Source organism: Sphingomonas sp. P4_D12 (assembly GCF_056401895.1).
In genome coordinates, this window is record NZ_JBFUIL010000005.1 from 350,355 (window position 1) to 375,691 (window position 25,337).

Genomic DNA, 25,337 nt, shown 5'->3' on the forward strand with positions numbered 1-25,337 from the left:
TCACCCAGTGAGGCGCGCGGGCTTGCCCAGACGTTGGGCAGGTCTAGGACGAAGTTGAAAGAGCTGGCACGTCCTGCTCCTGGCAAACGGACCCCAAGACCATGAACCCGGCAGTATCCGCCGTCACCAACCGTATCGTCGAGCGCTCGCGCCCGACGCGCCGCGCCTATCTCGACCTGATCGAGCGGGAACGCGACCGCGGATCGCGGTCGCGCGACGCGATGAAGACTAATGCCGCGATGAATATCGGCATCGTCACATCGTATAACGACATGCTGTCGGCGCACGCGGTCTATTATCGCTATCCCGAGCAGATGAAGGTCTGGGCGCGCGAAGTCGGCGCGACCGCACAGGTCGCCGGCGGCGTGCCGGCAATGTGCGACGGCGTAACCCAGGGTTATCCGGGGATGGAGCTGTCGCTGTTCAGCCGCGACACGATCGCGCTGTCGACCGCGATTGCGCTGACTCACGGGCTGTTCGAGGGCGCCGCTTTGCTCGGCATTTGCGACAAGATCGTGCCCGGTTTGCTGATGGGTTCGCTGCGTTTCGGCCATTTGCCGACGATTCTGATCCCCGGCGGTCCGATGCGCACCGGCATTCCCAACAAGGCCAAAGCGGCGGTCCGCGAGCAATTCGCCGAAGGGAAAGTCGGCCGCGAGGAATTGCTCGAAGCCGAGATCGGCGCCTATCATTCGAAGGGCACCTGCACCTTTTACGGCACCGCCAACACCAACCAGATGATGATGGAGGTGATGGGCCTCCACATGCCCGGCGCCGCTTTCGCCAATCCCGGCACCAAGCTGCGCCAGGAACTGAGCCGAGCGGCGGTGCATCGTCTCGCCGAGATTGGTTGGGACGGCGACGATTACCGTCCGCTTGGGCATTGCGTCGATGAACGCGCGATCGTCAACGCGGCGGTCGGCCTGCTCGCGACGGGCGGATCGACCAACCATCTGATCCATCTGCCGGCGATCGCCCGCGCGGCGGGGATCGTGATCGACTGGGAAGACTTCGATCAACTGAGCCGCGCCGTGCCCTTGGTCGCGCGCGTCTATCCCAACGGATCGGCCGATGTGAACGGCTTCGAGGATGCCGGCGGCATGCCGTTCGTGATCCGCGAATTGCTCGGCGCCGGTCTGCTCCATGGCGACATCCTGACCGTAGCGGGGAACTTCGCCGATTACGGCAAGCGCCCGGTGGTCGAGGGTGACGGCCTGCGCTGGGAAGATCCCGGCGCGAGCGGCGACGAGACGATCCTGCGCCCTGCCGCTGCTCCCTTCTCGACAGAAGGCGGCTTCCGCATCCTGACCGGCAATCTCGGCCGCGCCTGCATCAAGGTGTCGGCGGTCGACCAGGATCGCTGGGTGGTCGAGGCACCGGCGCGCGTGTTCCACGATCAGGCCGACGTCCAAGCGGCGTTCAAGGCCGGCGAACTCGATCGCGACGTCGTCGTGGTGATGCGCTTCCAGGGCCCGCGTGCGAACGGTATGCCCGAGTTGCACAAGCTGACCCCGCCTTTGGGCGTGCTCCAGAACAAGGGCTATCGCGTGGCGCTGGTCACCGATGGCCGCATGTCGGGCGCGTCGGGCAAGGTGCCGGCGGCGATCCATTGCTCGCCCGAGGCCTTGGGCGGCGGTCCGCTCGGTCGCGTGCGCGACGGCGACGTCATCAGGCTCGATGCGGTGAACGGCACGCTCGACGCGCTGGTCGACGCGGTCGAATGGGATGCGCGCGATCTTGCGGAATGTCCGCCGGCGGCTGAGGGCATGGGGCGCGAGCTGTTTGGGTTGTTTCGCGGGGCGGCTGACGAAGCGGAATTGGGCGCCAGCGCGATTTTCGCAGGCGCTGGGTTATAAGAACCGTCACCCCAGCGAAAGCTGGGGTCTCAAGCCAAGTGCCAATACCGCATGAGATCCCAGCTTTCGCTGGGATGACGATCTGGGGAGGTTGAGGAAGCACATGGAAGTCGTCGCAGTCGATATCGGGGGCACCCATGCCCGCTTCGCCATCGCGGAAGTAGCGGACGGCAAGGTCGTCTCGCTCGGGCCGGAAACTACCCAGAAGACCGCGGAGCACGCCTCGCTCCAGACCGCGTGGCAGGATTTCGGCCGCCAGCTCGGCCGAGAGCTACCCAAGGCGGCGGCGATCGCGGTCGCGTCACCGGTGGGTGGCGACGTCATCAAGCTGACCAACAATCCCTGGATCATCCGCCCCGCGCTGATCCCCGAACGGCTCGGCGCCGACATCTATGTCATCGTCAACGATTTCGGCGCGATCGCCCACGCCGTGGCCCAGCTTGCCGATGAGGACTTCCAGCACATTTGCGGCCCCAAGCGACCCCTGGCGCGCAGCGGCGTGACCTCGATCTGCGGGCCGGGCACCGGCCTGGGCGTCGCGGGGGTGCTCCATGCCGGCGGCACCTATCATGTGCTGTCGACCGAGGGCGGGCATGTCGATTTCGCCCCGCTCGACGCGTTCGAGGACGCGATCCTCAAGCGGCTGCGCAAGACGTTCACCCGCGTCTCGGCCGAGCGGATCTGCGCCGGGCCGGCGATCGTCGCGATCTACGAAACCCTGGCCGAGATCGAAGGCAAGGCGATCCGCCACCTCGACGACAAGACGATCTGGACAATGGCATTCGAAGGATCGGACAGCCTGGCGATCGCCGCGCTCGACCGATTCGTGCTCGCGCTCGGCGCGTTCGCCGGCGACCTCGCACTGATGCAGGGGGCGAAGGACGTCGTCATCGCCGGCGGGCTGGGCCTCAAGCTCAAGGAGCATTTCGCGCGGTCGGGCTTTTCCGAACGCTTCACCGCCAAGGGGCGGTTCCAGCAGATGATGGCCGCTATCCCGGTCAAGCTGATCACCCATCCCCAACCCGGCCTCTACGGCGCCGCGGCCGCTTTTGCCCAGGAGCATGCCAAGTGAACGACACCGTCAACCCGATCGAACGCATCATGCTGGCGGCGCCGGTCATTCCGGTAATCGTGATCGAGGATCTGGCGAGCGCAAGGCCGCTGGCCGAAGCCTTGGTCAAAGGCGGCCTGCCCGTGCTTGAAGTGACGATGCGCACGCCGGCCGCGCTCGATGCGATCCGCGAGATGAAGAAGGTCCCGGGCGCGATTGTCGGTGCGGGCACCGTCATCAACCCCGCTCAGTTCGCGCAAGTGATGGATGCCGGGGCCGAATTCATCGTGTCGCCGGGCCTGACCGAGCGTCTGGCCGAGCCGATCATCGCCAGCGGCGTCCCCTATCTGCCGGGCATCGCCAATTCGGCCGATCTGATGCGCGGACTCGATCTCGGGCTGACGCATTTCAAGTTCTTCCCGGCCGAGGCCAATGGCGGGCTGAAGGCGCTCAAGAGCTTGGCGGCGCCATTCTATCAGTGCAAATTCTGTCCGACCGGTGGGGTCAGCGAGGCCAATGCACGCGAGTGGCTGGCGTTCGAACCCGTGCTGTGCGTTGGCGGAAGTTGGGTGTGTTCGGGCACGCCAGAAGAGGTTGAGGCGAAAGCGCGGGCTGCGGCTGGGTTGCGATAATCACGTCACCCCAGCGAAACCTTTAGCCGTCACCCCAGCGTAAGCTGGGGTCTCAACCGGCATTGCGCCATCGCCCAAGATCCCAGCTTACGCTGGGATGACGGCTCGCGTCACATCTCGCCCCGCGCTCTCCTGATCGCGTACCATTTCTGCACGTTGGCATTATGCTGCTCGAGCGTGTCGGCAAACACATGCCCGCCCGTCCCGTCCGCGACGAAATACAGCGCCTGAGACTCCGCCGGATTGAGCACCGCGTCGATCGATGCCCGCCCCGGATTGGCGATCGGCCCCTTAGGCAACCCCGTCATCGCATAGGTATTGTAGCCGTTATTCGCCTCGAGCTCCGAGCGCAGGATGCGGCGGCCGAGCGGCTTACCCTTGGTCACGGGGTAGATCACCGTTGGATCGGCCTGGAGCGGCATGCCGCGTTTCAAGCGGTTCGAATAGACGGCGGCGACCATCCGCCGTTCAGACGGCTTGCCGGTTTCCTTCTCGACGATCGACGCGAGGATCAGCGCTTCACGCGGCGTCTTGGCAACGGTCGTCGGCGAGCGCTTCGCCCAGGCCTGGTCGAGATAGAGCGCCATCGCGTGCTGCATGCGCTGGATGATCGCCTCACGGCTGTCGCCGCGTTCGAAACTATAGCTGTCGGGCAGCAGCGAGCCCTCGGCGGGCACGTCGATCTTCCCCGTCAGCTCGGACATCGCCATCAGCCGCTCCTGCGCCATGATCGACGGCCAGCCCTCGGGGATGGTGATGAAGCGCTGGAGCGTCTTGCCGCCCTGCAGCAGTTTGAGGATGTCCGACTGGCTGAGATGCGCGGGGATGCGGTATTCACCAGCTTTGATCCCCGCGCCGCCGCCGAAGACCTTGGCGAGCAAGGTGAAGCGGCTGGCGGACGAGATCGCGCCGGCTTGTTCGAGTTGCTCGGCGGCCTTGTTGAGGCTGGTGCCCGGCGCGATCGAGACGGTGACGTTCTTCGGCAACGGGCCGCGCCCGCCCCAGCTATAGACCAGCCAGAAACCACCTGCGACCAATAGCAGCGCGGCGACTAGGCCGAGGCATCCGAACCGGCTGCCGCCGCGCTTCTTCCGGGCCATGACGGGGTCAGACCGCCTTCATCACCAGGCTGGCATTGGTGCCGCCGAAGCCGAACGAGTTGTTGAGCACCGCCTTGACCTTACGCTCCTTGGCGACGTGCGGAACGAGATCGACGCCCGCGCAATTGTCGCTCGGATTGTCGAGGTTGAGCGTCGGCGGCACGATCTGATCGCGCAGCGCCAGGATACAGAAGATCGATTCGACCGCGCCCGCGCCGCCGAGCAGATGGCCGATCGCCGACTTGGTCGACGACATCGACATGGTGGCGATGTTGTTGCCGAACAGGCGGCGCACGGCGTTGAGCTCGAGCTCGTCGCCGAGCGGCGTCGAGGTGCCGTGCGCGTTGATATAATCGATATCGCTCAGGGCGAGTCCCGACTTGCGCATCGCCATTTCCATCGACCGGAACGCGCCCGATCCTTCGGGATGCGGCGCGGTGACGTGATAAGCGTCGCCCGACAGGCCATAGCCGATCACTTCGGCATAGATTTTGGCGCCGCGCTTCTTGGCGTGCTCATATTCCTCGAGACACACGACACCAGCGCCCTCGCCCATGACGAAACCGTCGCGGTCCCGGTCGTACGGACGGCTACCGCGCCACGGTTCGTCACGGAAGCCGGTCGACAGAGCGCGCGCCTGGCCAAAACCGGCGATGCCGATCGGGCAGATCGCGCCTTCCGCACCGCCGGCGAGCATCACGTCGGCATCGTCCATCGCGATCATCCGCGCGGCGTCGCCGATCGCATGCGCGCCTGTCGAACAAGCCGTGACGACGGCGTGGTTGGGCCCCATCAGGCCGTATTTGATCTGCACCTGGCCGGTGATCAGGTTGATCAGGCGGCCATGGACAAAATGCGGCGAGACGCGCTTGGGACCTTTTGCGGCGAGCACCAGCGATTCGCTTTCGATGCCCGGCAAGCCACCAATGCCCGATCCGATCGAGCAACCGGCGCGAAAGCGTTCTTCCTCGCTCATCTCGGTCAGGCCGGCATCTTCGAGTGCCTGGCCGGCGGCATCGATGCCGTAGATGATGAACGGATCGACCTGGCGCTGAACCTTGTGGTCGACGCGCTTGTCCGGATCGAAGCCATATTCGTGATCGGCCGGCTTCACTTCGCACGCATAATTGCTGTGGAAGTCGGTTGCGTCGAAGCGCGTGATCGTCCCCGCGCCTGATTTGGCTGCGATGATGTTCTTCCAGGCCGTTTCGACATCCGCCCCCAAGGGGGTCACCAGGCCCAGGCCGGTCACGACTACGCGCCGCATGGTCTTCTCCAATCCAAGTCTCTTACAGCGAAACGGCCCCCCGGCCCTGGGTAACCCTGGGACGGGGAGCCGCTCGTTACTCTATACGCCCGCGGCGGTCAGCCACGGAAAAGAGGGCTCAGCCCTGATGTGCGTCGATATAGGTGATCGCGTCGTTGACGGTCGTGATCTTCTCGGCGGCATCGTCCGGGATTTCGACCCCGAATTCTTCCTCGAACGCCATCACCAGCTCGACGATGTCGAGGCTGTCGGCACCGAGATCGTCGATGAAGCTAGCCTCAGGCGTCACCGAACCGGCTTCGACGCCCAGGTGCTCGACCACGATCTTCTTCACCCGGTCGGCAGTATCGCTCATTCGTCAGCTTCCCTCTATTGTTCCGGGGTACCCCGGGGAATTTCCTGAACGCACGTAGAACGCGAGTGGTGCCCGCGCAAGGGGGTGGCGGGGATCAGATCCTATGGGCCGACTTTCAAGGGAGACCGGAACAGTCCGTCGCCCTCGAACGACACTACCGCCTCTTCCATATACCAACGCGCATTGAACACCGCCCCAGCCGCGCGCCCAAGTTGACGAATTTTGTCGTCGGGCCAACCGTGGATGAGGAAGCCGTTGGTCGCCAACATCCTGATCATATCCCTCATCGCTGGGGTTTCACCTCGGACTGCGGCCAGCTTCTGATCGGGGGTAAGAGTCGAATAGTAATTATCGAAAAGGTCGTAGCTGATGCCGAACGGTGCCAGCATAGTTTTCGCGCGGTTAGATTCGATCTTGCCCGTAAAGAAATACGCAGACGCGGCTGCCTTGTTTTTCGACCATCTGTGAAGCTCACCACATTGGGTGATTGCCTTCCGCAACTCGGCCTTCGCCGTCACAGCGGCGTCGGCATTGGGCTGGTCGACGCTCTTCGCCAGCGCGTCCAGCGTCGAGGGCGAAAGGCCGATCTCCAATATCGGGCAATCGATTTCCCGCGACAGCGGGGAGGCGGCCGATAGCTGTAACGCCAGCGCGAAAGCGATCAATGCCCTCTCCCAATCGACAACCGCATGTTACGCCGCCCGAAAATCCGCCGGATAGAACTCGATCGCCGCCAATGCGGATAAGTAGAGCAGCACATGGCGCCGCGCGCGTGGCTGCGCCGTAGCGCTCGTCACCGTGGCCAGCGCGCCGGAAGAAGCCTTTTCGATCAAGCTCTTGCGATCCTGCGCCGGCAAAGCGGCATAGGCCGCGGCGAGCTTGGCGGCGTCGAGGCCGTCATTCCTGAGCGCGGCTTCGGCACCCAGTTTGGTCGCCCTGCCCTGCGTATAGGAAACGGCGGCCTGGACCGCGGCCGGCGACCAATTGCTGGCGGCGCGGCATGCCTGGCGCGCGGCGAGAAGCGCGTCGCGGTCGGCATCGAGCGCCGCCGCGGGATTCCCTCCCTTGTCGGCTGCGGTAACGACACCGTCGCCGATCCGCTGCATCGCGGTCGGACCCAGTTTCGTCTCGATACAGCCGATATCGCCCGATGCCGCCCAGGCGGTGCCGGGCACGAGCCCAAATGCGACTTGGGCGGCGGTGATCAGGAGAATCCTCATAGCATCGCCATCCCGCCATTGACGTGAATTGTCTGCCCGGTGACGTAGCCGGCTTCCTTGGACGCGAGATAGACCACGGCAGCGCCGATATCCTCTCCGGTGCCGAGATCGCCCGCCGGGATGCGCCCGAGCAACGCCGCCTTCTGCGCCTCGGGCAGCACGTCGGTCATCGCCGAGCGGATGAAGCCCGGCGCGACGCAATTGACCGTGATGTTGCGGCTGGCCAGTTCCTGCGCCAATGCCTTGGACATGCCGACCAGCCCGGCCTTGGATGCGGCGTAATTAGCCTGGCCGGGATTGCCGGTCGCGCCGACCACCGAGGTGATCGAGATGACGCGACCGTAGCGCGCCTTCATCATCGGCCGGGCCGCGGCGCGGACGAGGCGGAAGGCGGCTTCAAGGTTGACCTTGATGACCTGTTCCCATTCCTCATCCTTCATCCGCATCGCGAGATTGTCGCGCGTGACGCCGGCATTGTTGACCAGGATGTCGAGCTTGCCGCCGAGCGCCTCGACGGCCTGCGGCACCAGCGCATCGACCGCGGCGCCATCGGACAAGTCACATTGCAACGCGACATGATCGCCGCCGAGCGACGCCCGGAACGCCTCCAGCTTGTCGGCATTCGATCCCGACACCGCGAGCCGGGCCCCCTGCCCGGCCAAAGCCTGGGCGATCGCGGACCCAATCCCGCCGGACGCGCCGGTAACGAGGGCCGTCATGCCTGTGAGGTCGAACATCATTTCATCTCCAGATTTTGATTTTGATTCATGCAAAGGCGCTAAGGCAAAGGGTTGTAGTCATTGACTACGCGGCGAAGGCCTTGGGCGTCTCGCGGCTTTCGCAACGCGCCGTCAGCGACAGCGGACGCCAGAGCCTCTAGATCCTGCAATCTTTGCGCCTCCGCGTGAATCAAAAAGATTTAGCCAAAGCCTCGATATCCTCCATCGAGATCACGCTAGACGTATCGACGTCGGGAACGATGCGTTTGACCATCGGGCTCAGCACTTTGCCGCCGAATTCGACGAAGCGCTCGACGCCGGTGTCGGCCATGTTGATCACCGATTCGCGCCAGCGCACCATGCCCGTCACCTGTTCGACCAGCAGCTTGCGGATCGTGTCGACATCGCTGACCGGCTGCGCGGTGACGTTGGCGAACACGGCGACCAGCGGTGTGTCGATGCGCGCCTCGGCCAGTGCCTTGTCCATCGCATCGGCGGCGGGCTGCATCAGCGGACAGTGGAACGGTGCCGATACCGGCAGCGCGATCGCCCGCTTGGCGCCATAGTCCTTCGCGATTTCGATCGCACGGTCGATCGCTGCCTTGGCGCCCGAAATCACCACTTGCGACGGATCGTTGTCGTTGGCGACGGTGCAGACCTCGCCCTGCGCGGCGGCTTCGGCGATCTTCTGCGCGATCGTCAGGTCGGCGCCGAGCAACGCCGCCATCGCGCCCACGCCTACCGGGACCGCCGCCTGCATCGCCTCGCCGCGGTGGCGCAGCAACAATGCAGTCGTAGCCAGATCGAGCGCGCCGGCGGCACACAAGGCGCTATATTCGCCCAGGCTGTGACCGGCGACATAATCAGCCTTGTCGGCGAGCTTCAGCCCACCTTCCTTTTCCAGCACGCGCAAAGTCGCGATCGCGTTCGCCATGATCGCGGGCTGAGCGTTGGCGGTGAGCGTCAGTTCGTCGGCAGGTCCGTCGAACATCAGCGCCGACAAATGCTGGCCGAGCGCCTCGTCGACTTCCTGGAACACTTCGCGCGCGGCAGCGCTGGCCTCGGCGAGCGCCTTGCCCATGCCGACCGCCTGGCTACCCTGGCCCGGAAATATGAAAGCGCGCATCGTCGTCTCCCCGATTGAGGCTGCGGCACTAGAAATGCTGCGCTGGTTAGGCAAGTTCGGTCGTTTTGGTGCGGGCCGAAATTCGCGCCGAGATGCGTTCCGCTGATGAAGTATTCCGCGACGCCGACCGACAGCCTCTTCGACCTGCTACAGGTTGATACAAAATCACTCGCTTCCCGCGACACCTTCACGACATGCGCTTCCCAGATTGCCCTCCGACGCCGATCACGACGTCGTCCGAATGGAGGTAACTATGAAAAAGCTCATCCTCACGGCCGTGGCCATTTCGCTACTTGCCAGCCCGCTCGTGATCGCGCCGGCCTCCGCCGCGCCGCAGCGCGACGATCGCACCAAGGTCAGAACCGGCCCGGACGGCCGCCCCGTCCTCATCACGCATGCAGTCACTTCACTGGCGCGCCCGAGCTTTCGTCGCTGGAACAAGGGCCAGCGCTTCGATTATCGCTATGCGCAGAATTATCGCGTGGTGAACAATTGGCAGCAATATCGCGGCCGCCGCCTCTACGCACCGCCGCGCGGCTATCACTGGGTGCGTTCGGGCAACGACGCGGTGCTCGTCGCAATCACCGGCGGCCTGATCGGCGCGGTCATCGGCGGCGCGTTCAACTGATATAAAGCCCCTCTCCCGCGTGCGGGAGAGGGAGGGGCCCGCGCAGCGGGAGGGTGAGGGTCTTCTTCCTTCTTCCTCACGGTACCAAAAAAGAAGAAAGAAGACCCTCACCCAACCCTCTCCCGCATGCGGGAGAGGGCTTTCCACGCGCGAGAGGGCTCTGCTCCCGCAACCTTGCTTTCCGCCCGGAAACCTGTATGGGAGCCGCCATCGGGGTGGAGGGACGCGTTCTCTCCGCCCCGGTTGCTTTGAAGACGATAGCCGGAGGGGCGTCCGTATGGTGCGGCGTCAGCGATCGGCCAAGATAGAGGTAAGACATGGCTCTTTACGAGCACGTGTTCCTTGCGCGCCAGGATCTGGCACAAGCGCAAGTGGACGCACTGGCGGAAGCCGCCACCAAGATCATCGAGGACAATCAGGGTAAGGTCGTCAAGACCGAGACCTGGGGCCTGCGCAGCCTGGCCTATCGCATCGCGAAGAACCGCAAGGCGCATTACGTGATGCTCGAGATCGACGCACCGGGTTCGGTCGTCGCCGAGCTGGAGCGCCAGACCCAGATCAACGAAGACGTCATCCGCTACATGACCGTCAAGGTCGACGAGCACGAGACTGGCCCGTCGGTGATGATGCGCAAGAACGAGCGCGATCGCGAGCGTCGCAGCGAGCGCGGCGACCGCAACGACCGCGGTCCCCGCGGCGGTTTCGACGGCGAATAAGGAGCAACGACCATGGCACGACCCTTTTTCCGCCGCCGCAAGAGCTGCCCGTTCTCCGCGAAGGATGCCCCCCGGATCGACTATAAGGACGTCCGGCTGCTGCAGGGCTTCGTCTCCGAGCGTGGCAAGATCGTCCCCTCGCGCATCACCTCGGTGAGTGCGAAGAAGCAGCGCGAGCTGGCCCAGGCCATCAAGCGCGCGCGTCACCTGGGCCTGCTGCCCTACCTCGTTAAGTAAGGAGCGCCCGCGATGGACGTTATTTTGCTGGAGCGCGTCGAGAAGCTCGGCGCCATCGGCGATGTCGTGAAGGTCAAGGACGGCTTTGCCCGTAACTACCTTCTGCCGAACAAGAAGGCGCTGCGCGCCAACGAAGCCAACCGCAAGGTGTTCGAATCGAACCGCGCCCGCATCGAGGCCGACAATGCGTCGCGCCGTACCGATGCCGAGAAGGAAGCCAAGAATTTCGACGGCGTGGCGATCACCCTGATCCGTCAATCGTCGAACACCGGCCAGCTCTACGGATCGGTCGCGGTCCGCGATCTGGTCGAAGCGCTCGAAGCCGACGGCCACAAGGTCGCCAAGTCGGCGATCGTCCTCGCCAAGCCGATCAAGGCGATCGGCGTGTACGACGTGAAGGTCCAGCTGCACCCCGAGGTCGCGGTGACCGTCAAGGTCAACGTCGCCCGCTCGCCCGAAGAGGCCGAGATGCAGTCCAAGGGCGTCGACGTCATGGCGCAGATGTTCGAGGAAGGCCGCGAGGTCACCGGCTTCACCGAGGATTACGATCCGAACGCCGAGCCGGGCGCGACTGCCGAGGCCCCTGCCGCCGACGCTGCGGCGCCGGCCGCCGAGGACGCTTCGGAGGCGTAAGCCTTCCGCTTTCGGGCAAGAAAAAGGGGCCGGTGGAGCGATCCGCCGGCCCTTTTTGCGTCTGCCGATCTTGTCCTCCGCCAGACTCAATCGTCACCCCGGACTTGTTCCGGGTCCAACAGGCGGCTGGCGTCAGACAAGAGGCTCCAGCCGAGCCCTCGCGGCACCTTGGACCCGGGAACAAGTCCGGGGTGACGGCGAAAGGCATGAAAAAGGGCCGTCCGGATCGTCTCCGAACGGCCCTTTTCTTTGCGACCCTATAGGGCTGGGGGTCGCAGGTCGACGCTCCGAGGGGGGATCAGAGCGTCGTAACGTAAGCGCCAGCAACCGCAGCCAGCGGGATGAGCGCGAATATTACCGGCAGAACCTTGTTCACGGCATTGTTCCTTCGGCCAAGATGACCGTCGGGAGGAAGATGCGTACGAGGCAGCTTTCTTTCCAGAAGATGAACGGGAAACTTATCGTTTCAGGATGAGAATAGCCGCTTTGGCCGCTTCGGAACGGTCACTTCCGCCCGAACAGCTTCTCGATATCGAGATGCGCGAGCTTCTCGAAGGCAGTCTTACAAATGTGAAGGCGGGAGGCGGCAACTGGGTGGAAAGCCGCCGTCAAAAATGAGCGAGACTAGCGAGCGTGGCCCAGACCATCGCCACCATTGCCAGGAGCGAGCCGGAGAACGCCAACAAGCCCCATGTCACCTGGGCGTGCCGAGAATGGCGCACGTCCGCTGTGATGCGCTGGCCGCAATAAATCAGGTTGCAGACGAGCAGTGCCAGCGTCAGCAGGATGAAGCTTAGGATCTGCACACAGCGATCATCGCTCAGGTAACGAATGTCTGCAAGTGAGGCGCATCCGGCCCGGCAGCTTTCCCCACCCGAAACCCGCCGGTCGACTATCAGGCCCGGCGCCCGCTGTTCAGCCGCTGCACGAGAAAAATGGTCGAAGCGGCCGTTTAGCCTGCGCCTGCCAACGCCCAGACAAAGAGCAGCGCCGTGGCTGCGCCCAGTGCGCTCCTGAGGTTGTGCAGCTTTCCCCACTGAACCAGCATCGCGCGGCTTTCAGCGCCCGCCTCGCTTACCGGCGTCGCCATCAAGCGTTTGTTGACGGGCATGATGACGAATAGCGTGAACGGCCAGTTGGCGAGCAACAGGATGCTTCCGGCAAACCACCGCCAATCCGCCGAAAGATACCCGGCGATCAGTCCCGCCGCGCCCCCGGCAATCGCCAACCCGGATTGGATCGGTAGCGCTCGCTTGTAGCTGGGCTGCCATTGCGCCAGCAAAGGGCCATCCGACAATCCGAGACGTGAAGGATGCTCCACGAGACTTATGTAGAATGCGGCACCGGCGAACAGCGTGGCGAAAACGAGAGCCGCTATCGAGAGTTGAAGCATAAATGTTCCTCGGCATCAGCCGGGAGGACGCGAGACCCATGTCAGCGCCCTCCCAAACGAGTTGGGTGGACGCCGCGGCTGGGAAGAACCCGATGAACGGGCGCAGGAGCTACCGACCTGCAACTCTATTTTCGGCATTTCAGAATGATCGGTGACGGGGCGAATTGCAAGGTCCGAATGTCTGCAAATGGGCCGACGGGATCATTCAACCTGGCCGCTCGACCTCAGACGCAACTATAGATGAAGTCGTCTAACCTTCTCTATTTTCTACCGAACAGTTTCTCGATATCGCCATGCGCCAGCTTCACCCAGGTCGGGCGGCCGTGGTTGCACTGGCCCGAATGCGGCGTCACTTCCATCTCGCGAAGCAAAGCGTTCATCTCGGCGACCGACAGCACGCGACCGGCGCGGACCGAGCCGTGGCAGGCCATGGTCGAGGCGACGTGATCGAGGCGTTCCTTGAGGCTCAGCGCTTCGTCGAACGCGGCGAGTTCGTCGGCGAGGTCGGTGACGAGGCCGGTGACATCCCCCTGCCCCAGCAAGGCCGGGGTCGAGCGGACCAGCATCGCGCGCGGACCGAAGCGTTCGAGGTCAAGACCGAGTTCGGCCAATTCCTCGATCCGCGCCTCAAGCCGGTCGCAGGCGGGTTCGTCGAGTTCGATCACTTCGGGCAATAGCAGCGCCTGCGCCGCGACCTTGCCGCCGGCCAGCGCGGCGCGCATGCGTTCGAGGACGAGGCGTTCGTGGGCGGCATGCTGGTCGACCAGCACCAATCCGTCCTCGGCTTCCGCGACGATATAGGTCTTGGCGACCTGACCGCGCGCGACGCCGAGCGGATGCGCGATGTTTTCGGGTGGCGGTGCCCAGGCCGGTTCGGCGCGCGCCGCCGGCGGCGGCATGGAGAAGGTGGAACGGTGCTCCATCACCGACGTCGCCCCGGCGAAGGCCGGGGCCGCGGGCGATTCCGAATACTGCCAGAGATCCCGACCTTCGTCGGGATGACGGATTTGCGGTTCCGGCTGCCACGCCGCCAACGCGGCTTCATTCGGACGCTGCGCGCTGCGATGGCCCGCCTCGTCGAGCGCGCGGCGTAGGCCGCTGACGATCAGCCCGCGGATCATCTGCGGCTCCCGGAAGCGCACCTCGGTCTTGGCGGGATGGACGTTGACGTCGACCATGTCGGCGGGAAGATCGAGGAAGAGTGCCACCACCGGATGGCGATCGCGCGCCAGCATCTCGGCATAAGCGCCGCGCACTGCGCCGGCGAGCAACCGGTCCTTCACCGGACGGCCATTGACGAACAGATATTGATGATCGGCGACGCCGCGATTGAAGGTCGGCAAGCCGGCCACTCCGCCCAGCCGCACCCCTTCGCGCTCGAGGTCGATCGCGACGCTGTTCTCGATCAGCGCGCGGTCGGTTAGCGCGGCGACGCGGCCGGGGCGATCCTCTGGCGCGTTGGTCGATAGCGCGCGCCGGCCATCATGCTCGACCGAAAAGGCGATGTCGGGCCGCGCCATCGCCAGGCGCCGCACCACGTCGAGACTCGCGCCATATTCGGCGCGCGGGCTCCGCAAGAACTTGCGGCGGGCGGGGACGCGGTCGAACAGCGCCTCGACGCGGACGCGCGTGCCGGGCGGAAGCGCGGCAGGCCCCTCCTCCAGCACCGCGCCATTGTCGACCACGCGTCGCCAGCCATCGGCGCCGCGCACCCGGCTTTCGAGCGTCAGTCGCGCGACGCTGGCGATCGACGGCAGCGCCTCGCCGCGAAAGCCGAGCGTGACGACATTTTCGATCGCCTCATCGGGCAGTTTCGAGGTTGCGTGGCGCTCCAGCGCGAGCGCCATATCGGCCGCGGACATGCCGCATCCGTCGTCGATCACTTCGATCAAATCGATGCCGCCAGAGGCCAGTTTTACGGCAATTCGGGTCGCCCCCGCATCGACCGCGTTTTCGACTAATTCCTTCAACGCACTGGCGGGTCTTTCGACCACTTCACCGGCGGCGATACGGTTGACGAGATGCTCTGGAAGGCGGCGTATTGACATGGGTTTGACTCTAGACCAAGCGACGCCATCCCGCGACTGCAAATGCCAACAAACCGGAGCCCGGATTTGGCTTTGGCGGACGGGGTGAAACAACCCGGCGCATGCCGTCACTACGGTCTCGAATTCGGACGGTCACATCGAATGGTCTTCTCGCGTTTCTTCAAATTCATGTCGCATGACATGGCGATCGATCTGGGGACGGCCAATACCGTCGTCTATCTGCGTGGCCGCGGCGTCGTCCTCAACGAACCGTCGGTCGTGGCGGTCGAGACGATCAACGGGGTCAAGAAGGTCAAGGCGGTCGGCGACGACGCCAAGCTGATGATGGGCAAGACCCCCGACAGCATCCAGGCGATCCGTCCGCTGCGCGACGGTGTCATCGCCGACATCGACGTCGCCGAGCAGATGATCAAGCACTTCATCCACAAGGTGCATGGCGGGCAACGCCGCTTCATGCGCTGGCCGCAGATCGTGATCTGCGTGCCATCGGGCTCGACCTCGGTCGAGCGCCGCGCGATCCGCGATGCCGCGTCGAACGCCGGCGCCAGCCAGGTGTGGCTGATCGAGGAACCGATGGCCGCGGCGATCGGCGCCGACATGCCGGTGACCGAACCGATCGGATCGATGGTCGTCGATATCGGCGGCGGCACGACCGAAGTTGCCGTGCTGTCGCTGCGCGGCCTCGCTTACACTACCTCGGTCCGCGTCGGCGGCGACAAGATGGACGAGGCGATCGTCTCCTACGTCCGTCGCAACCATAATCTGCTGATCGGCGAAGCGACTGCAGAGCGGATCAAACAGGAAGTCGGCACGGCCAAGCCGCCCGCGGACGGCATCGGTCAGACGATCCACATCAAGGGTCGCGACCTGGTCAACGGCGTTCCCAAGGAAATCCAGATCAACCAGGGCCAGATCGCCGAGGCGCTGTCCGAGCCGGTCGGGACGATCGTCGAGGGCGTGCGCATCGCGCTCGAGAATACGGCGCCCGAACTCGCCGCCGACATCGTCGACCAGGGTATCGTGCTCACCGGCGGTGGTGCGTTGCTCGCGGGGATCGACGAAGTGCTGCGCGATGAAACCGGCCTGCCGGTGACGATTGCCGAGGACCCGCTGACCTGCGTCGCGCTGGGTACCGGCCGCGCGCTGGAAGATCCGATGTTCCGCGGCGTGCTGCATAATGCTTGATTGAGTCTCGGGCCTGATCCAAGCCTGAGAGCGAAAGAATCCCGGGGCTTCGGGGTGCGAGGGAAGTGAATGGCGTCGCCACGCAACCGGCGCCCGGGTTATTCGCGGCGGGCGCAATATAGTCTGTTCATCGGCTACGTGATCGCGATCGCGGGCGTGCTCGTGGGCGCCGTTCTGCTGCTGATCTCCAAGCTCGACCCACCCGCTTTCTCGGCGTTACGCGCCGGGACGGCGGAAGTCACCGCGCCGGTCAGCTGGGGCGTCGGCTCGGTCGTGCGCGGGATCGGATCGATCCCCGGCTGGATCGGCAGCTATTTCGGCGTGCATGGCGAGAATGCGCGGCTGAAGGAGCAGGTCCAGCGCCAGGAGCAGGTTCTGCTCAAGGCGCGCGCGATCGCCTATGAGAATATCCGCCTCAAGAAGCTGCTCAACATGCGTGAGCCGGCAATCGAGGACATCATCAATGCGCGGTTGGTGAGCTCGTCGGCGTCGAGCACGCGGCGTTATGCCCTGATCTATGCCGGCATTGCCCAGGGCGTGCATGCCGGCATGCCGGTACGCGGACCCGATGGTCTGGTCGGTCGGGTGATCGAGGCGGGTCCGGATACCGCACGGGTGCTGATGATCATCGATCCGGAAAGTGTGATCCCGGTGCGGCGCCTGAAAGACGGTGCGCCGGGCTTCGCCGCCGGGCGCGGCGACGGCTTGCTCGAAGTGCGGCCGATCGCGATGACGACCGGCCAGTTCGCCCCGGGCGACATCCTGGTGACGTCGGGAACCGGGGGCATCTTCCCGCCCAACGTACCGGTCGCCAAGGTCACCGAGCGCGGCCGCGACAGCGCGCTCGCCATGCCGCTGGCGCGCCCTGATGCGCTCGATTTTGCCACGGTGATGAAGACCTATTTGCCACCGCCGCCGCCACCCGCGCCGGACACGCGTCCGTGAGCAGGCCGCCGAGCGCGTTCGCTCCCCAAACCTCCCCCACCGGCCAATGGCTCATTCCGGTCGGTTCGGTGATGGCGGGGTCGCTGGTCACCGTGATTCCGTTCATCGCGACCTTTCCCGTGCTGCCGCCGTTCGGCCTGATGATCCTGCTCGGCTGGCGGCTGATGCGTCCCGAGGCTCTGCGTGTCTGGGCGCCGATTCCGTTCGGGCTGTTCGACGACCTGGTCAGCGGCCAGCCATTGGGCAGCGCGGTGATGTTGTGGAGCATGGCGTTTCTGGCCATCGATATGCTCGACCAACGGCTGGTGGCGCGCGATTTCTGGCAGGATTGGGTGCTGGCGACCGGCGCGATCGCCTTTGCATTGATCGGAGGACGCTTGATCGCGACCGGGATAGAGGCGCATGTCGATACCCTGTTGTTGTTTCAGGTGATCGTCGCGGTGCTCCTCTATCCCTTCGTCGCTCGTTTGGTCGCCTGGCTCGACCGCAAACGGGGCCGTGCGTGAATCGCCCGACGCGCCTGGTCAACGAGGTCCAGCAATCCTACAGCTTCTCGCGCCGCGCGCTCGTGCTGGGCGCGGCGCAAGGTGCGGTCGCGGTGGCGCTGGCCAGCCGCATGACCTGGCTCGCGGTGATCGAGAACCAGCGCTACCAGCTGCTGGCGGAAAGCAACCGCGTCAATCTGACGATGATTCCACCGCGGCGCGGCTGGATCATCGATCGTTATGGCCATCCGATTGCCAATAACCGCACCGACTTCCGCGTCGACATCATCCCCGATCGCCTGCCCAAGGAGCAGACAGATCAGGTGCTGAAACTGCTCCAGCAGCTGCTGTCCCTGCCCCCCGAACAGATCGCGCGGATCCAGACCGACCTGAAGCGTGCCGCCGGGTTCCAGCCGGTCCAGGTCGCGGAAAATCTCGACTGGGACCGGTTCGCCGCGATCCAGGTCCGCTTGCCCGAACTACCCGGCGTGGCGCCGACACGCGGCTATTCGCGCAGCTATCCGGCGGGTCCGGCGGTTGCGCATCTGACCGGCTATGTCGGTGCCGCTTCGCCCGAACAATATCAGAAGACCAAGAACCCGCTGTTCATCACACCCGGATTCAAGATCGGCAAGGACGGGCTTGAAAAAGCGCTGGAAGAAAGGCTGCGCGGCGATCCAGGTGCCAAGCGAGTCGAGGTCACGGCGCACGGCAAACTGGTGCGCGAACTGGCAACGCGGCAGGACGTGCCCGGTCACAACCAGCGGCTGACGATCGATGCGGGGTTGCAGGAATATGCCGCGCGCCGCCTCGGCACCAATTCGGGCTCGGCGGTAGTCATCGACATCACCAGCGGCGACCTGCTCGCCTTCGTGTCGATGCCGGCGTACGATCCCAACAGCTTTTCCGACGGCATCAGCCATCTCGAATGGAAGATGCTGTCGGACAACGACCACGTGCCGTTGATGAACAAGATCCTCCAGGGGCTTTACCCACCGGGGTCGACGGTCAAGCCGATGAACGGATTGGCGTTGCTCCGTGCCGGTGTCAGCCCGGACGACCGGATCAGCTGCAGCGGTTCACTCCGGGTCGGCAACGGCATCTTCCACTGCCACAAGAAATCGGGGCACGGGCCGCTCAACCTCAAGCAAGCGATCATGGCGAGCTGCGACATCTATTTCTACGAGATGGTCCGGCGGCTCGGCTATGATCAGGTTGCACCCGTCGCGCGGGTCATGGGGCTCGGGCAGAAGTTCGACCTTCCCTTCTCGACCCAGCGTTACGGCACGGTCCCCGACAGCGCGTGGAAGCTCAAGAAGTACAAGGCCGACTGGACCGTCGCCGATTCGCTCAACGCGTCGATCGGTCAGGGCTATGTGCTGGCCAATCCGATCCAGCTCGCGGTGATGGCGTCGCGCATCGCGTCGGGCCGGTCGCTGCAACCGCGCATCGTGATGAGCGGCAATGCGCCGATCGCCAACCCGCTGCCGCTCAACCCGGAACACCTCGCCTATATCCGCGACGCGATGTACGGCGTGGTCAATCAGGGCGGCACCGGCGGCCGTGCCCGGCTCAACATTCCCGGCGCCTCGCTCGGCGCCAAGACGGGCACCGCCCAGGTCCGGCGTATCACCATGGCCGAGCGCGCAGGTGGCGTCCGCTCGAACGCCTCGTTGCCGTTCAAGATGCGCGACCACGCCTTGTTCATCTGCTTCGCGCCGGTCGAGAATCCAAAATATGCCGCCGCCGTCGTGCTCGAACATGGCGGCCATACGGTGACCAATCTCGATACGCCGGGAATCGGGCGCGACATCATCACCTATCTGCTCGACCGCGACCGCGCGCTGAAATCGCTAGCCGAGGTCGAGCCGACCTGGGGCGGCGACATCGCCACGCGGATGGCAGCCGAGACCGCCGCGTATAAGAGTCAGATTTCGCTGGTGCAGGGCGCGCAGACCGAAACCAACGCCACCGCGGCACCGACCGACGCGCCGGCAGTCGAGGCGGCGACCGACGCCGCCAATTCGTCGGCGGCGGCGATCGCCAATACCGCCCAGCCGGCCGAGGAAGGATCGCGCGAGGCGACCAATGACTAAGGGATCCTCCGCCAATCTCGGCTTCGTGCCCGAGCCGCTCGCGCAATTGCCGTGGAAGGTCATCCTGCTGGTCCTGGCGATCGGCTGTTTCGATCTGCTCGTGCTCTATTCGGCGGCGGGCGGGCATATCCGCCCCTGGGCGCTGTCGCAGGGTGTCCGCTTCTTCGTCCTGCTCGGTGGCGCGATGGCCTTGTCGCGGGTACGCGAAAGCACCTGGAGCTCGATCAGCCTGCCGATCTACGCGGTCATCATCCTGATGCTGCTGGGGGTCGAGATCCTCGGCAAGGTCGCCGGCGGTGGCCAGCGCTGGCTGGAACTCGGCATCATCCGCCTGCAGCCGTCCGAGCTGATGAAGCCGTTCATCGTGCTCGCCTGCGCGCGCTTCTACGAGATGCTGCCCCCTGCCGAGATCCGCAAGTTCGGCGCGATCTGGCCGCCCTTGGTGCTGATCGGCATTCCCGCCGCGCTGGTCATGCTTCAGCCCGATCTCGGCACCGCGTTGATGATCACCGCCGGCGGTGTCACAGTGATGTTCCTGGCCGGCATTCCGTTGCGCCTGTTCATCGGCGGCGGGCTGGCCGGCGCGATCCTGGCGCCGATCGCGTTCAACTTCGTGCTGCACGATTATCAGCGCAATCGCATCCTGATCTTCATGGATCCGGAGAGCGATCCGCTCGGCACCGGCTATCATATCAGCCAGTCGAAGATCGCGATCGGATCGGGTGGGATTTTCGGCAAAGGCTTCCTGAACGGAACGCAGAGCCATCTCGACTATTTGCCCGAGGGCCATACCGATTTCGCGCTGGCGACGATGATGGAGGAATGGGGGCTGGTCGGCGGCGTGCTGTTGGTCGTCGCCTGGTTCACGATCATCTGGTGGGCGGTCAATGTCGCGCTCAAGGCTGAAGGGCGTTTCGCCCGGCTGACCGCCGCAGGTTTGGCGACGACCCTGTTCTTCTACGTATCGATCAACATGGCGATGGTGATGGGCATGGCGCCCGTGGTCGGCGTGCCGCTGCCGCTGATCAGCTTCGGCGGATCGTCGCAGCTGACGGTGCTGTTATGCATCGGCATCCTGATGTCGCTCGACCGCCAGAACCGACAACAGACCCGCTGGTAACGGCCAGGCGGGCGCCAATTGCGGCGCCGCAAAAAAGGGGTTGCAAAGCGCGCCTGCGATGGTAATTGCCCCCCTCCCCGTCCGGGGAGCCGCTCTTAACAGCGGCAGCCGCAAGCCGGCATGGACGCATAGCTCAGTTGGTAGAGCAGCTGACTCTTAATCAGCGGGTCCTAGGTTCGAGCCCTAGTGCGTCCACCACCTTTTCAATGGCTTAACGGCATGAACTGGCCAGCCAAGGGCGGCTCGACGGTGGGATGCACGAGATTGTCGACACCGCGAAGCTCCGCAATTCTACTCGCCCGCTTAGGGTCGGTCCTTTTTGTGGCACATGTCCGTGATCGGATTTGACCCCTTGGCTGTCAGAAGTCCGAGCCGGTATGGCAGCTGGATGTATTCGGTGGGGTGAACCGACGGGTCATTACCCTGGAACAGGAACCGAAGCGGCTTGCAGGGGTCAATGACCTGGGTCTGATCCGTCGTGTCCCGGATCAGTTCGCCATGCGAAACACCCTCGGACCAGATGCCTTCCACGTTGTCGGCTGTTGCGAAGGGATTTTTGGCGGCTGAACCCAGCGGCACCCAGGTGCCTTCCAAACCGTCGCTTTTCCATATCCGGAAATAACGCCCCTTCGGGCTGATTGCCTCGACGACGGTGAGGTACGTATTGGTTCCTTTTACCCGATAGTGGCTGCTTGCCTCGAACGCGTCCTCTCGAGGCTCGGTGATGACGGTGACGGTATTGTGGAAGCCGTTCGGGAATTGATCGATCCCTGTCTCCGACCGCATGACGTGGCCGTTATCGTCGGTATTGAAGAGGTAGCACTTGGTGTCGTTGCAGAGAATGTAGAAATCTAGCCACCCCTTCCCCGCCGGCGGCTTGATGATGTCCGGCGCCGTGGCAAAGAATGGGCGAGCAGCGCTCCATGACATCGGGTCGTCGATGTTGGTCGTGGTGGAATACATCGGATCGCCGCCCTGAAATATCAGGTACCAGAGCTTTTTCGGAGCAAAGTAGAACACTTCCGGCGCCGCGCGGTACCCAGGGCCTATCGGCGATTTGTCGAGGGGGAATATCGGCGCCGTCGATGCGGACGACCAATCGGCGAAGCTTGTGTAGGCGATGCCCCATCCCTTCGACCCGGCAGTGGTCATGAAGACATGGTATTTGCCGTTCGCAAATACGACAGATGGATCCTTTACCGCGTAAACGGTCTGGGATGGATCAGCTTGCGGTCCGATCAGCGGTGCGCTTGACGTCCAGTAGAAGGCTCCGTGAGACGGCGCCAAGGATGACGTTGGGGTCGGCGTCGGCGTGGGAGTTGGCGTGTGAGCTGGCGCGGGCGAAGGCATTCCGGCTCCCCCTCCGCAAGCAGTCAGGCCGAGCGCAACCGGACCTGAAAACAGCACCCACCGGTGCGCTCGTTTACAAAATTTCATTTCATCTCCCCAAGCATGTCGTCCAAGGCCGTGGGCGCTCCGACTATTCGAGGCCAAGCACCGTCACCGATGCCGGTGCGACGGTGATGGTCAGCTTACTGCCCACGACCTTGGCCGACACGGCCTTGGGGGCGACGGTATTAGGCGCGTCGAAGGTGTTGACGCTATCGACCTTCGGCGCCGAAAGGATTTGGCCCGAAGCTTTCGTTGCATTCACACCGGCAAGTGAGACGCTGAATGTCGCGGGCGATTTCGCGTCGATATTGGTGACAGCGATCCATATCTTGCCGGCCTTGTCCCTGGCCGCAACGGCGTCAACGCGCGGCAGGGTGACGCCGTTCGTCATATAGGTGCCGGCGTCGAAGGTCAGCGGCACGAAGGTCGCGTCCTGGAACGGCACGTACATGTGGAAGACGTGATAGGTCGGCGTCAGCAGCATCTTGCCCTTGTCGGTCAGGATCATGGCCTGCAGGACGTTGATCATCTGCGCGATATTGGCCACGCGGACGCGGTCGGCGTGGCGCGCGAAGATATTGATGTTGAGGGCGGCCAGCACGGCGTCGCGCTGAGTATTCTGTTGCACTAGGCTGCCCGGGTTCGACCCCGGCGTCGGGGCCAGCCACGAGCCCCATTCGTCGACCACCAGGGCGACCTTCTTTTCGGGATCATATTTATCCATGATCGCCGACTGCGTCTTGAGCGTATCCTCCATGCCGATCGAGTCTTTCAGCAGGACGGCATAGTCCTTCTCGCCAAAGCCGGTGTCCGCCATATGCGGCGGCCAGCCGCCCGCGCTGTAGGAGTGCAGCGACAGGCCCTCGATATCCCAGGCCCAGGAACGGCTCTTCCAGGCCTTCATGACGGCGTCGGTATAGGTGGGGTCGGCACCGCTCGGTCCGACGGCAACGCGCTTCATCGGCTGAGCAGCATTGTAATTGCGCACGAAGTGCGAAAAGCGCTTCATTTCGCTGATGTAGAAGTCCGGCGACATGGGGCCGCCGCAGTCCCAGGATTCGTTGCCGAGGCCAAGGATGGCAACCTTGTACGGCTCAGGGTGACCGTTTTTAGCGCGCTCGGCACCCAGGGCGTCGTCGGTCGGGGCGGTCATGTACTCAAGCCATTCGGCCGCTTCCTGCGCAGTGCCAGAGCCGAGATTGACCGAAACATAGGCTTCGGTTCCGATCTGCTGGGCGAAGTCCATGAATTCGTCGGTGCCGAAACTATTGGGCTCGCCGATGGCCGGCTTGCGCTCAGGGCCGATTCCGCGGCGCCAGTTATATTGATCGGCGAAGCAGCCGCCCGGCCAGCGGACGTTGGGGACCTTGAGCGCCTTCAAGGCCGCTACGACATCGTTGCGAATGCCGCGCGTGTTTGGGATCGTGGAATCCCTGCCGACCCAGATGCCGCCGTAGATACCGCTGCCTAGATGCTCGGCGAACTGGCCGAAGATATTGCGGTCAATCACCGCGCCGGGCTTGGACGCATCGAGTGTTACCTGAACCGGAGCATCGGCGGCAGGCGCTACGCTTGCCGGCATGGCGATGCACAGCAGCAGGGCGATGCGGGCAGCCCAGGTCAGGGACGAAAAGCGCCGCTTTGCCTGCTCGCCTGACGGCGAGATACGGGTCGTGCGTGGAAACAGGCGCGTAATCATGCGAATCCTTCTGGCATTAGCGTTGATGCCCAGCGATCAGCGTCTGCGCGGCCGGGCGTGTCCTATGATTTCGCAGGGCCAGTCAGGAGCAGCATCAGCACGCTGTGCGGCGCCAGCCGCGCTTGCAGTTTGGTGCTCGTGTCGCCCGTCTTCGTGCTCCACAGGTCGGACCAGCGGTAGACGGCCTGCTTGAAATCGACCGACCGGTTGCTCAGCCCGTCGGTCAGGACTTCCGCCTTCCAGTCATGGTCAACGTTGGTCGGCTGGTTGGAGCGGTTCAGGAACATCAACGCCCATTTGCCGCCGTCGAGCGGCTTGGCATAGGTTTCCAGCGGACCGTCGACCATGACGCGCAGCGCCTGCACACCCAGCTTGTCCTGGCTCACCGCGATCACGCCGGGGTTGGTCAGGATGCGGCGGGTCGACTCGGACATGGAACGCAGGTCGTTGCCCAGGATGAGGGGCGAGGCCATCATGGCCCAGATCGACAGATGGGCGCGGTCTTCGTCCTCGCTCATGCCGTTGCCCACTTCGAGCATGTCCATATCGTTCCAGTGGCCGGGCCCTGCGAACTTGCGCAGGCCGGCCTGCCTGTCGAGGATGCGCAGTACGCCCAGACCAGTCGAAAGACCGGGACTGAATTCGCAGTCGAAGCAATTATAGATATCGGGCGTGGTGCGCCACGAATGGCCAACCTGGCCGGCCCACTCCCACGGCTTGCTCATGCCCCATTCGCACAAGCTGAACAGCATCGGACGGCCCGACTGGGCGATCGCGTCGCGCATCGTGGTGTAGGCCGCTTCGGCGCTCATGCCTGGGGTGTTGCACCAGTCGTACTTGACGTAATCGATGCCCCAGCGCGCATAGGTCCGCGCATCCTGATATTCGTGGCCGCGGCTACCGGGACGGCCGCCGCAGGTGGTCGCGCCGGCGTCCGAGTAGATGCCCAGCTTGAGTCCCTTGCCATGCACATAGTCCGCCAGTGCCTTTATGCCGGACGGGAAGCGCTTGGCGTCGGGCTGAATGTTGCCGTCGGCGTCGCGCTGGCCTTGCCAGCAATCGTCAATGTTCACGTACTGGTAGCCGGCGTCCTTCATGCCGGACTTCACCATGGCATCGGCGGTCTCTCGGATCAGGCGCTCGTCGATTTCGCAGGCAAATTTGTTCCAGCTGTTCCAGCCCATTTGCGGGGTGCTGGCCAGGCCTTCAGCCTTTTGAGCCCAGCAATTGCCGCAGGCGGAAGCACCCAGCAAGATGCCTAACATGAGCCGCGCTATGCCTTTGATGTTCACTTCGAATCCCTTCATCATGTCGATGCTGGCACTCGGCCAGGATATGGAAGATTCCGCTCACGCTGCGGATCTCACCAGAAATTGTCAGAAGATCGTCGACTGACGATCCTCCGCGCGGAGCGACGTCGACCTTGAGAGGCCG

At 64.2% G+C, this 25,337-nt stretch carries 25 protein-coding genes and 1 tRNA gene; 13 read left to right on the forward strand and 13 right to left on the reverse strand.

All coding sequences use genetic code 11. The features are described from left to right. The first annotated feature begins 101 nt into the window (after window positions 1-101). The 3 genes from edd to eda all read left to right on the forward strand — a co-directional run bounded on the left by edd (window position 102) and on the right by eda (window position 3,539). Window positions 102-1,856: a phosphogluconate dehydratase gene (gene edd, locus AC1DSD_RS11805; protein WP_478030221.1), complete on the forward strand. Its 1,755-nt coding sequence runs from the start codon at window positions 102-104 to the stop codon at window positions 1,854-1,856. Window positions 1,857-1,959: 103 nt separating this feature from the next. Next, entirely contained in the window at window positions 1,960-2,928 is a 969-nt protein-coding gene (gene glk, locus AC1DSD_RS11810; protein WP_478030222.1) for a glucokinase, read from the forward strand. Then, the gene (eda, locus tag AC1DSD_RS11815; RefSeq protein ID WP_478030224.1) at window positions 2,925-3,539 is read left to right on the forward strand and encodes a bifunctional 4-hydroxy-2-oxoglutarate aldolase/2-dehydro-3-deoxy-phosphogluconate aldolase; all 615 of its coding nucleotides are present in this window, start codon (window positions 2,925-2,927) and stop codon (window positions 3,537-3,539) included. The genes glk and eda overlap by 4 nt, the downstream gene beginning before the upstream one ends. 110 nt (window positions 3,540-3,649) lie before the next feature. Here the strand turns inward: eda and mltG are convergent, their stop codons facing one another. The 7 genes from mltG to fabD form a co-directional block, all read right to left on the reverse strand. Beyond that, entirely contained in the window at window positions 3,650-4,639 is a 990-nt protein-coding gene (mltG, locus tag AC1DSD_RS11820) for an endolytic transglycosylase MltG (RefSeq protein ID WP_478030225.1), read from the reverse strand. A gap of 7 nt (window positions 4,640-4,646) precedes the next feature. After that, a complete protein-coding gene (gene fabF, locus AC1DSD_RS11825) occupies window positions 4,647-5,906 on the reverse strand; it encodes a beta-ketoacyl-ACP synthase II (protein WP_478030227.1) in 1,260 nt (419 codons plus the stop codon). A 118-nt stretch (window positions 5,907-6,024) separates the two neighbouring features. After that, window positions 6,025-6,261: an acyl carrier protein gene (locus AC1DSD_RS11830; RefSeq protein WP_066583498.1), complete on the reverse strand. Its 237-nt coding sequence runs from the start codon at window positions 6,259-6,261 to the stop codon at window positions 6,025-6,027. A gap of 101 nt (window positions 6,262-6,362) precedes the next feature. Then, window positions 6,363-6,926 (reverse strand): hypothetical protein, encoded by a 564-nt coding sequence (locus AC1DSD_RS11835; protein WP_478030230.1) that lies wholly within the window; start codon window positions 6,924-6,926, stop codon window positions 6,363-6,365. Between the two features lie 27 nt (window positions 6,927-6,953). Beyond that, window positions 6,954-7,481 carry a hypothetical protein gene (locus AC1DSD_RS11840; RefSeq protein WP_478030231.1) on the reverse strand — a complete coding sequence of 176 codons (528 nt, stop codon included), beginning with the start codon at window positions 7,479-7,481 and terminating at the stop codon, window positions 6,954-6,956. Next, window positions 7,478-8,218: a 3-oxoacyl-[acyl-carrier-protein] reductase gene (fabG, locus tag AC1DSD_RS11845; RefSeq protein ID WP_478030233.1), complete on the reverse strand. Its 741-nt coding sequence runs from the start codon at window positions 8,216-8,218 to the stop codon at window positions 7,478-7,480. Before fabG ends, AC1DSD_RS11840 begins: the two co-directional genes overlap by 4 nt. A gap of 172 nt (window positions 8,219-8,390) precedes the next feature. Next, window positions 8,391-9,326 (reverse strand): ACP S-malonyltransferase, encoded by a 936-nt coding sequence (gene fabD / locus AC1DSD_RS11850; protein WP_478030234.1) that lies wholly within the window; start codon window positions 9,324-9,326, stop codon window positions 8,391-8,393. Between the two features lie 253 nt (window positions 9,327-9,579). Here fabD and AC1DSD_RS11855 point away from each other — a divergent pair, with 253 nt between their 5' ends. The 4 genes from AC1DSD_RS11855 (at window position 9,580) to rplI (ending at window position 11,540) form a co-directional block, all read left to right on the forward strand. Beyond that, window positions 9,580-9,954: an RcnB family protein gene (locus AC1DSD_RS11855; protein ID WP_478030236.1), complete on the forward strand. Its 375-nt coding sequence runs from the start codon at window positions 9,580-9,582 to the stop codon at window positions 9,952-9,954. A gap of 317 nt (window positions 9,955-10,271) precedes the next feature. Then, entirely contained in the window at window positions 10,272-10,670 is a 399-nt protein-coding gene (gene rpsF, locus AC1DSD_RS11860) for a 30S ribosomal protein S6 (protein ID WP_066826697.1), read from the forward strand. A 12-nt stretch (window positions 10,671-10,682) separates the two neighbouring features. Beyond that, complete coding sequence (gene rpsR, locus AC1DSD_RS11865; protein WP_066583513.1) at window positions 10,683-10,907, forward strand: 30S ribosomal protein S18; 225 nt, start codon at window positions 10,683-10,685, stop codon at window positions 10,905-10,907. A gap of 12 nt (window positions 10,908-10,919) precedes the next feature. Continuing rightward, window positions 10,920-11,540, forward strand: a complete 621-nt coding sequence (gene rplI / locus AC1DSD_RS11870) for a 50S ribosomal protein L9 (RefSeq protein WP_478030238.1) — start codon at window positions 10,920-10,922, stop codon at window positions 11,538-11,540. A 608-nt stretch (window positions 11,541-12,148) separates the two neighbouring features. Here rplI and AC1DSD_RS11875 read toward each other — a convergent pair. From AC1DSD_RS11875 to mutL, 3 genes are all read right to left on the reverse strand, one after another. Further along, the gene (locus tag AC1DSD_RS11875) at window positions 12,149-12,346 is read right to left on the reverse strand and encodes a hypothetical protein (protein WP_478030240.1); all 198 of its coding nucleotides are present in this window, start codon (window positions 12,344-12,346) and stop codon (window positions 12,149-12,151) included. Window positions 12,347-12,492: 146 nt separating this feature from the next. Beyond that, window positions 12,493-12,933 (reverse strand): anthrone oxygenase family protein, encoded by a 441-nt coding sequence (locus AC1DSD_RS11880; protein WP_478030242.1) that lies wholly within the window; start codon window positions 12,931-12,933, stop codon window positions 12,493-12,495. 260 nt (window positions 12,934-13,193) lie between these two features. Next, window positions 13,194-14,981, reverse strand: a complete 1,788-nt coding sequence (gene mutL, locus AC1DSD_RS11885; protein ID WP_478030243.1) for a DNA mismatch repair endonuclease MutL — start codon at window positions 14,979-14,981, stop codon at window positions 13,194-13,196. Between the two features lie 141 nt (window positions 14,982-15,122). Here mutL and AC1DSD_RS11890 point away from each other — a divergent pair, with 141 nt between their 5' ends. The 6 genes from AC1DSD_RS11890 (at window position 15,123) to AC1DSD_RS11915 (ending at window position 21,010) form a co-directional block, all read left to right on the forward strand. Beyond that, window positions 15,123-16,166, forward strand: coding sequence for a rod shape-determining protein (locus tag AC1DSD_RS11890; RefSeq protein WP_066583527.1), 1,044 nt, complete (start codon window positions 15,123-15,125; stop codon window positions 16,164-16,166). A gap of 69 nt (window positions 16,167-16,235) precedes the next feature. Beyond that, window positions 16,236-17,111, forward strand: coding sequence for a rod shape-determining protein MreC (locus AC1DSD_RS11895; RefSeq protein ID WP_478030245.1), 876 nt, complete (start codon window positions 16,236-16,238; stop codon window positions 17,109-17,111). Further along, the gene (gene mreD, locus AC1DSD_RS11900) at window positions 17,108-17,617 is read left to right on the forward strand and encodes a rod shape-determining protein MreD (protein WP_478030246.1); all 510 of its coding nucleotides are present in this window, start codon (window positions 17,108-17,110) and stop codon (window positions 17,615-17,617) included. Before AC1DSD_RS11895 ends, mreD begins: the two co-directional genes overlap by 4 nt. Beyond that, the gene (gene mrdA, locus AC1DSD_RS11905) at window positions 17,614-19,692 is read left to right on the forward strand and encodes a penicillin-binding protein 2 (RefSeq protein ID WP_478030247.1); all 2,079 of its coding nucleotides are present in this window, start codon (window positions 17,614-17,616) and stop codon (window positions 19,690-19,692) included. Before mreD ends, mrdA begins: the two co-directional genes overlap by 4 nt. Beyond that, the gene (gene rodA / locus AC1DSD_RS11910; protein ID WP_478030249.1) at window positions 19,685-20,812 is read left to right on the forward strand and encodes a rod shape-determining protein RodA; all 1,128 of its coding nucleotides are present in this window, start codon (window positions 19,685-19,687) and stop codon (window positions 20,810-20,812) included. The genes mrdA and rodA overlap by 8 nt, the downstream gene beginning before the upstream one ends. A 122-nt stretch (window positions 20,813-20,934) precedes the next feature. Further along, window positions 20,935-21,010, forward strand: a tRNA-Lys gene (locus tag AC1DSD_RS11915). Window positions 21,011-21,115: 105 nt separating this feature from the next. On the opposite strand, the gene AC1DSD_RS11920 is transcribed toward AC1DSD_RS11915, so the two are convergent. The 3 genes from AC1DSD_RS11920 to AC1DSD_RS11930 all read right to left on the reverse strand — a co-directional run bounded on the left by AC1DSD_RS11920 (window position 21,116) and on the right by AC1DSD_RS11930 (window position 25,210). Next, the gene (locus AC1DSD_RS11920) at window positions 21,116-22,162 is read right to left on the reverse strand and encodes a glycoside hydrolase family 62 protein (protein WP_478030250.1); all 1,047 of its coding nucleotides are present in this window, start codon (window positions 22,160-22,162) and stop codon (window positions 21,116-21,118) included. A gap of 130 nt (window positions 22,163-22,292) precedes the next feature. Continuing rightward, on the reverse strand, window positions 22,293-23,786 hold the full coding sequence (locus AC1DSD_RS11925) for an alpha-N-arabinofuranosidase (protein WP_478030475.1): 1,494 nt from the start codon (window positions 23,784-23,786) through the stop codon (window positions 22,293-22,295). Window positions 23,787-23,965: 179 nt separating this feature from the next. Then, window positions 23,966-25,210, reverse strand: coding sequence for a glycoside hydrolase family 27 protein (locus AC1DSD_RS11930; RefSeq protein WP_478030251.1), 1,245 nt, complete (start codon window positions 25,208-25,210; stop codon window positions 23,966-23,968). Window positions 25,211-25,337 lie beyond the last annotated feature (127 nt).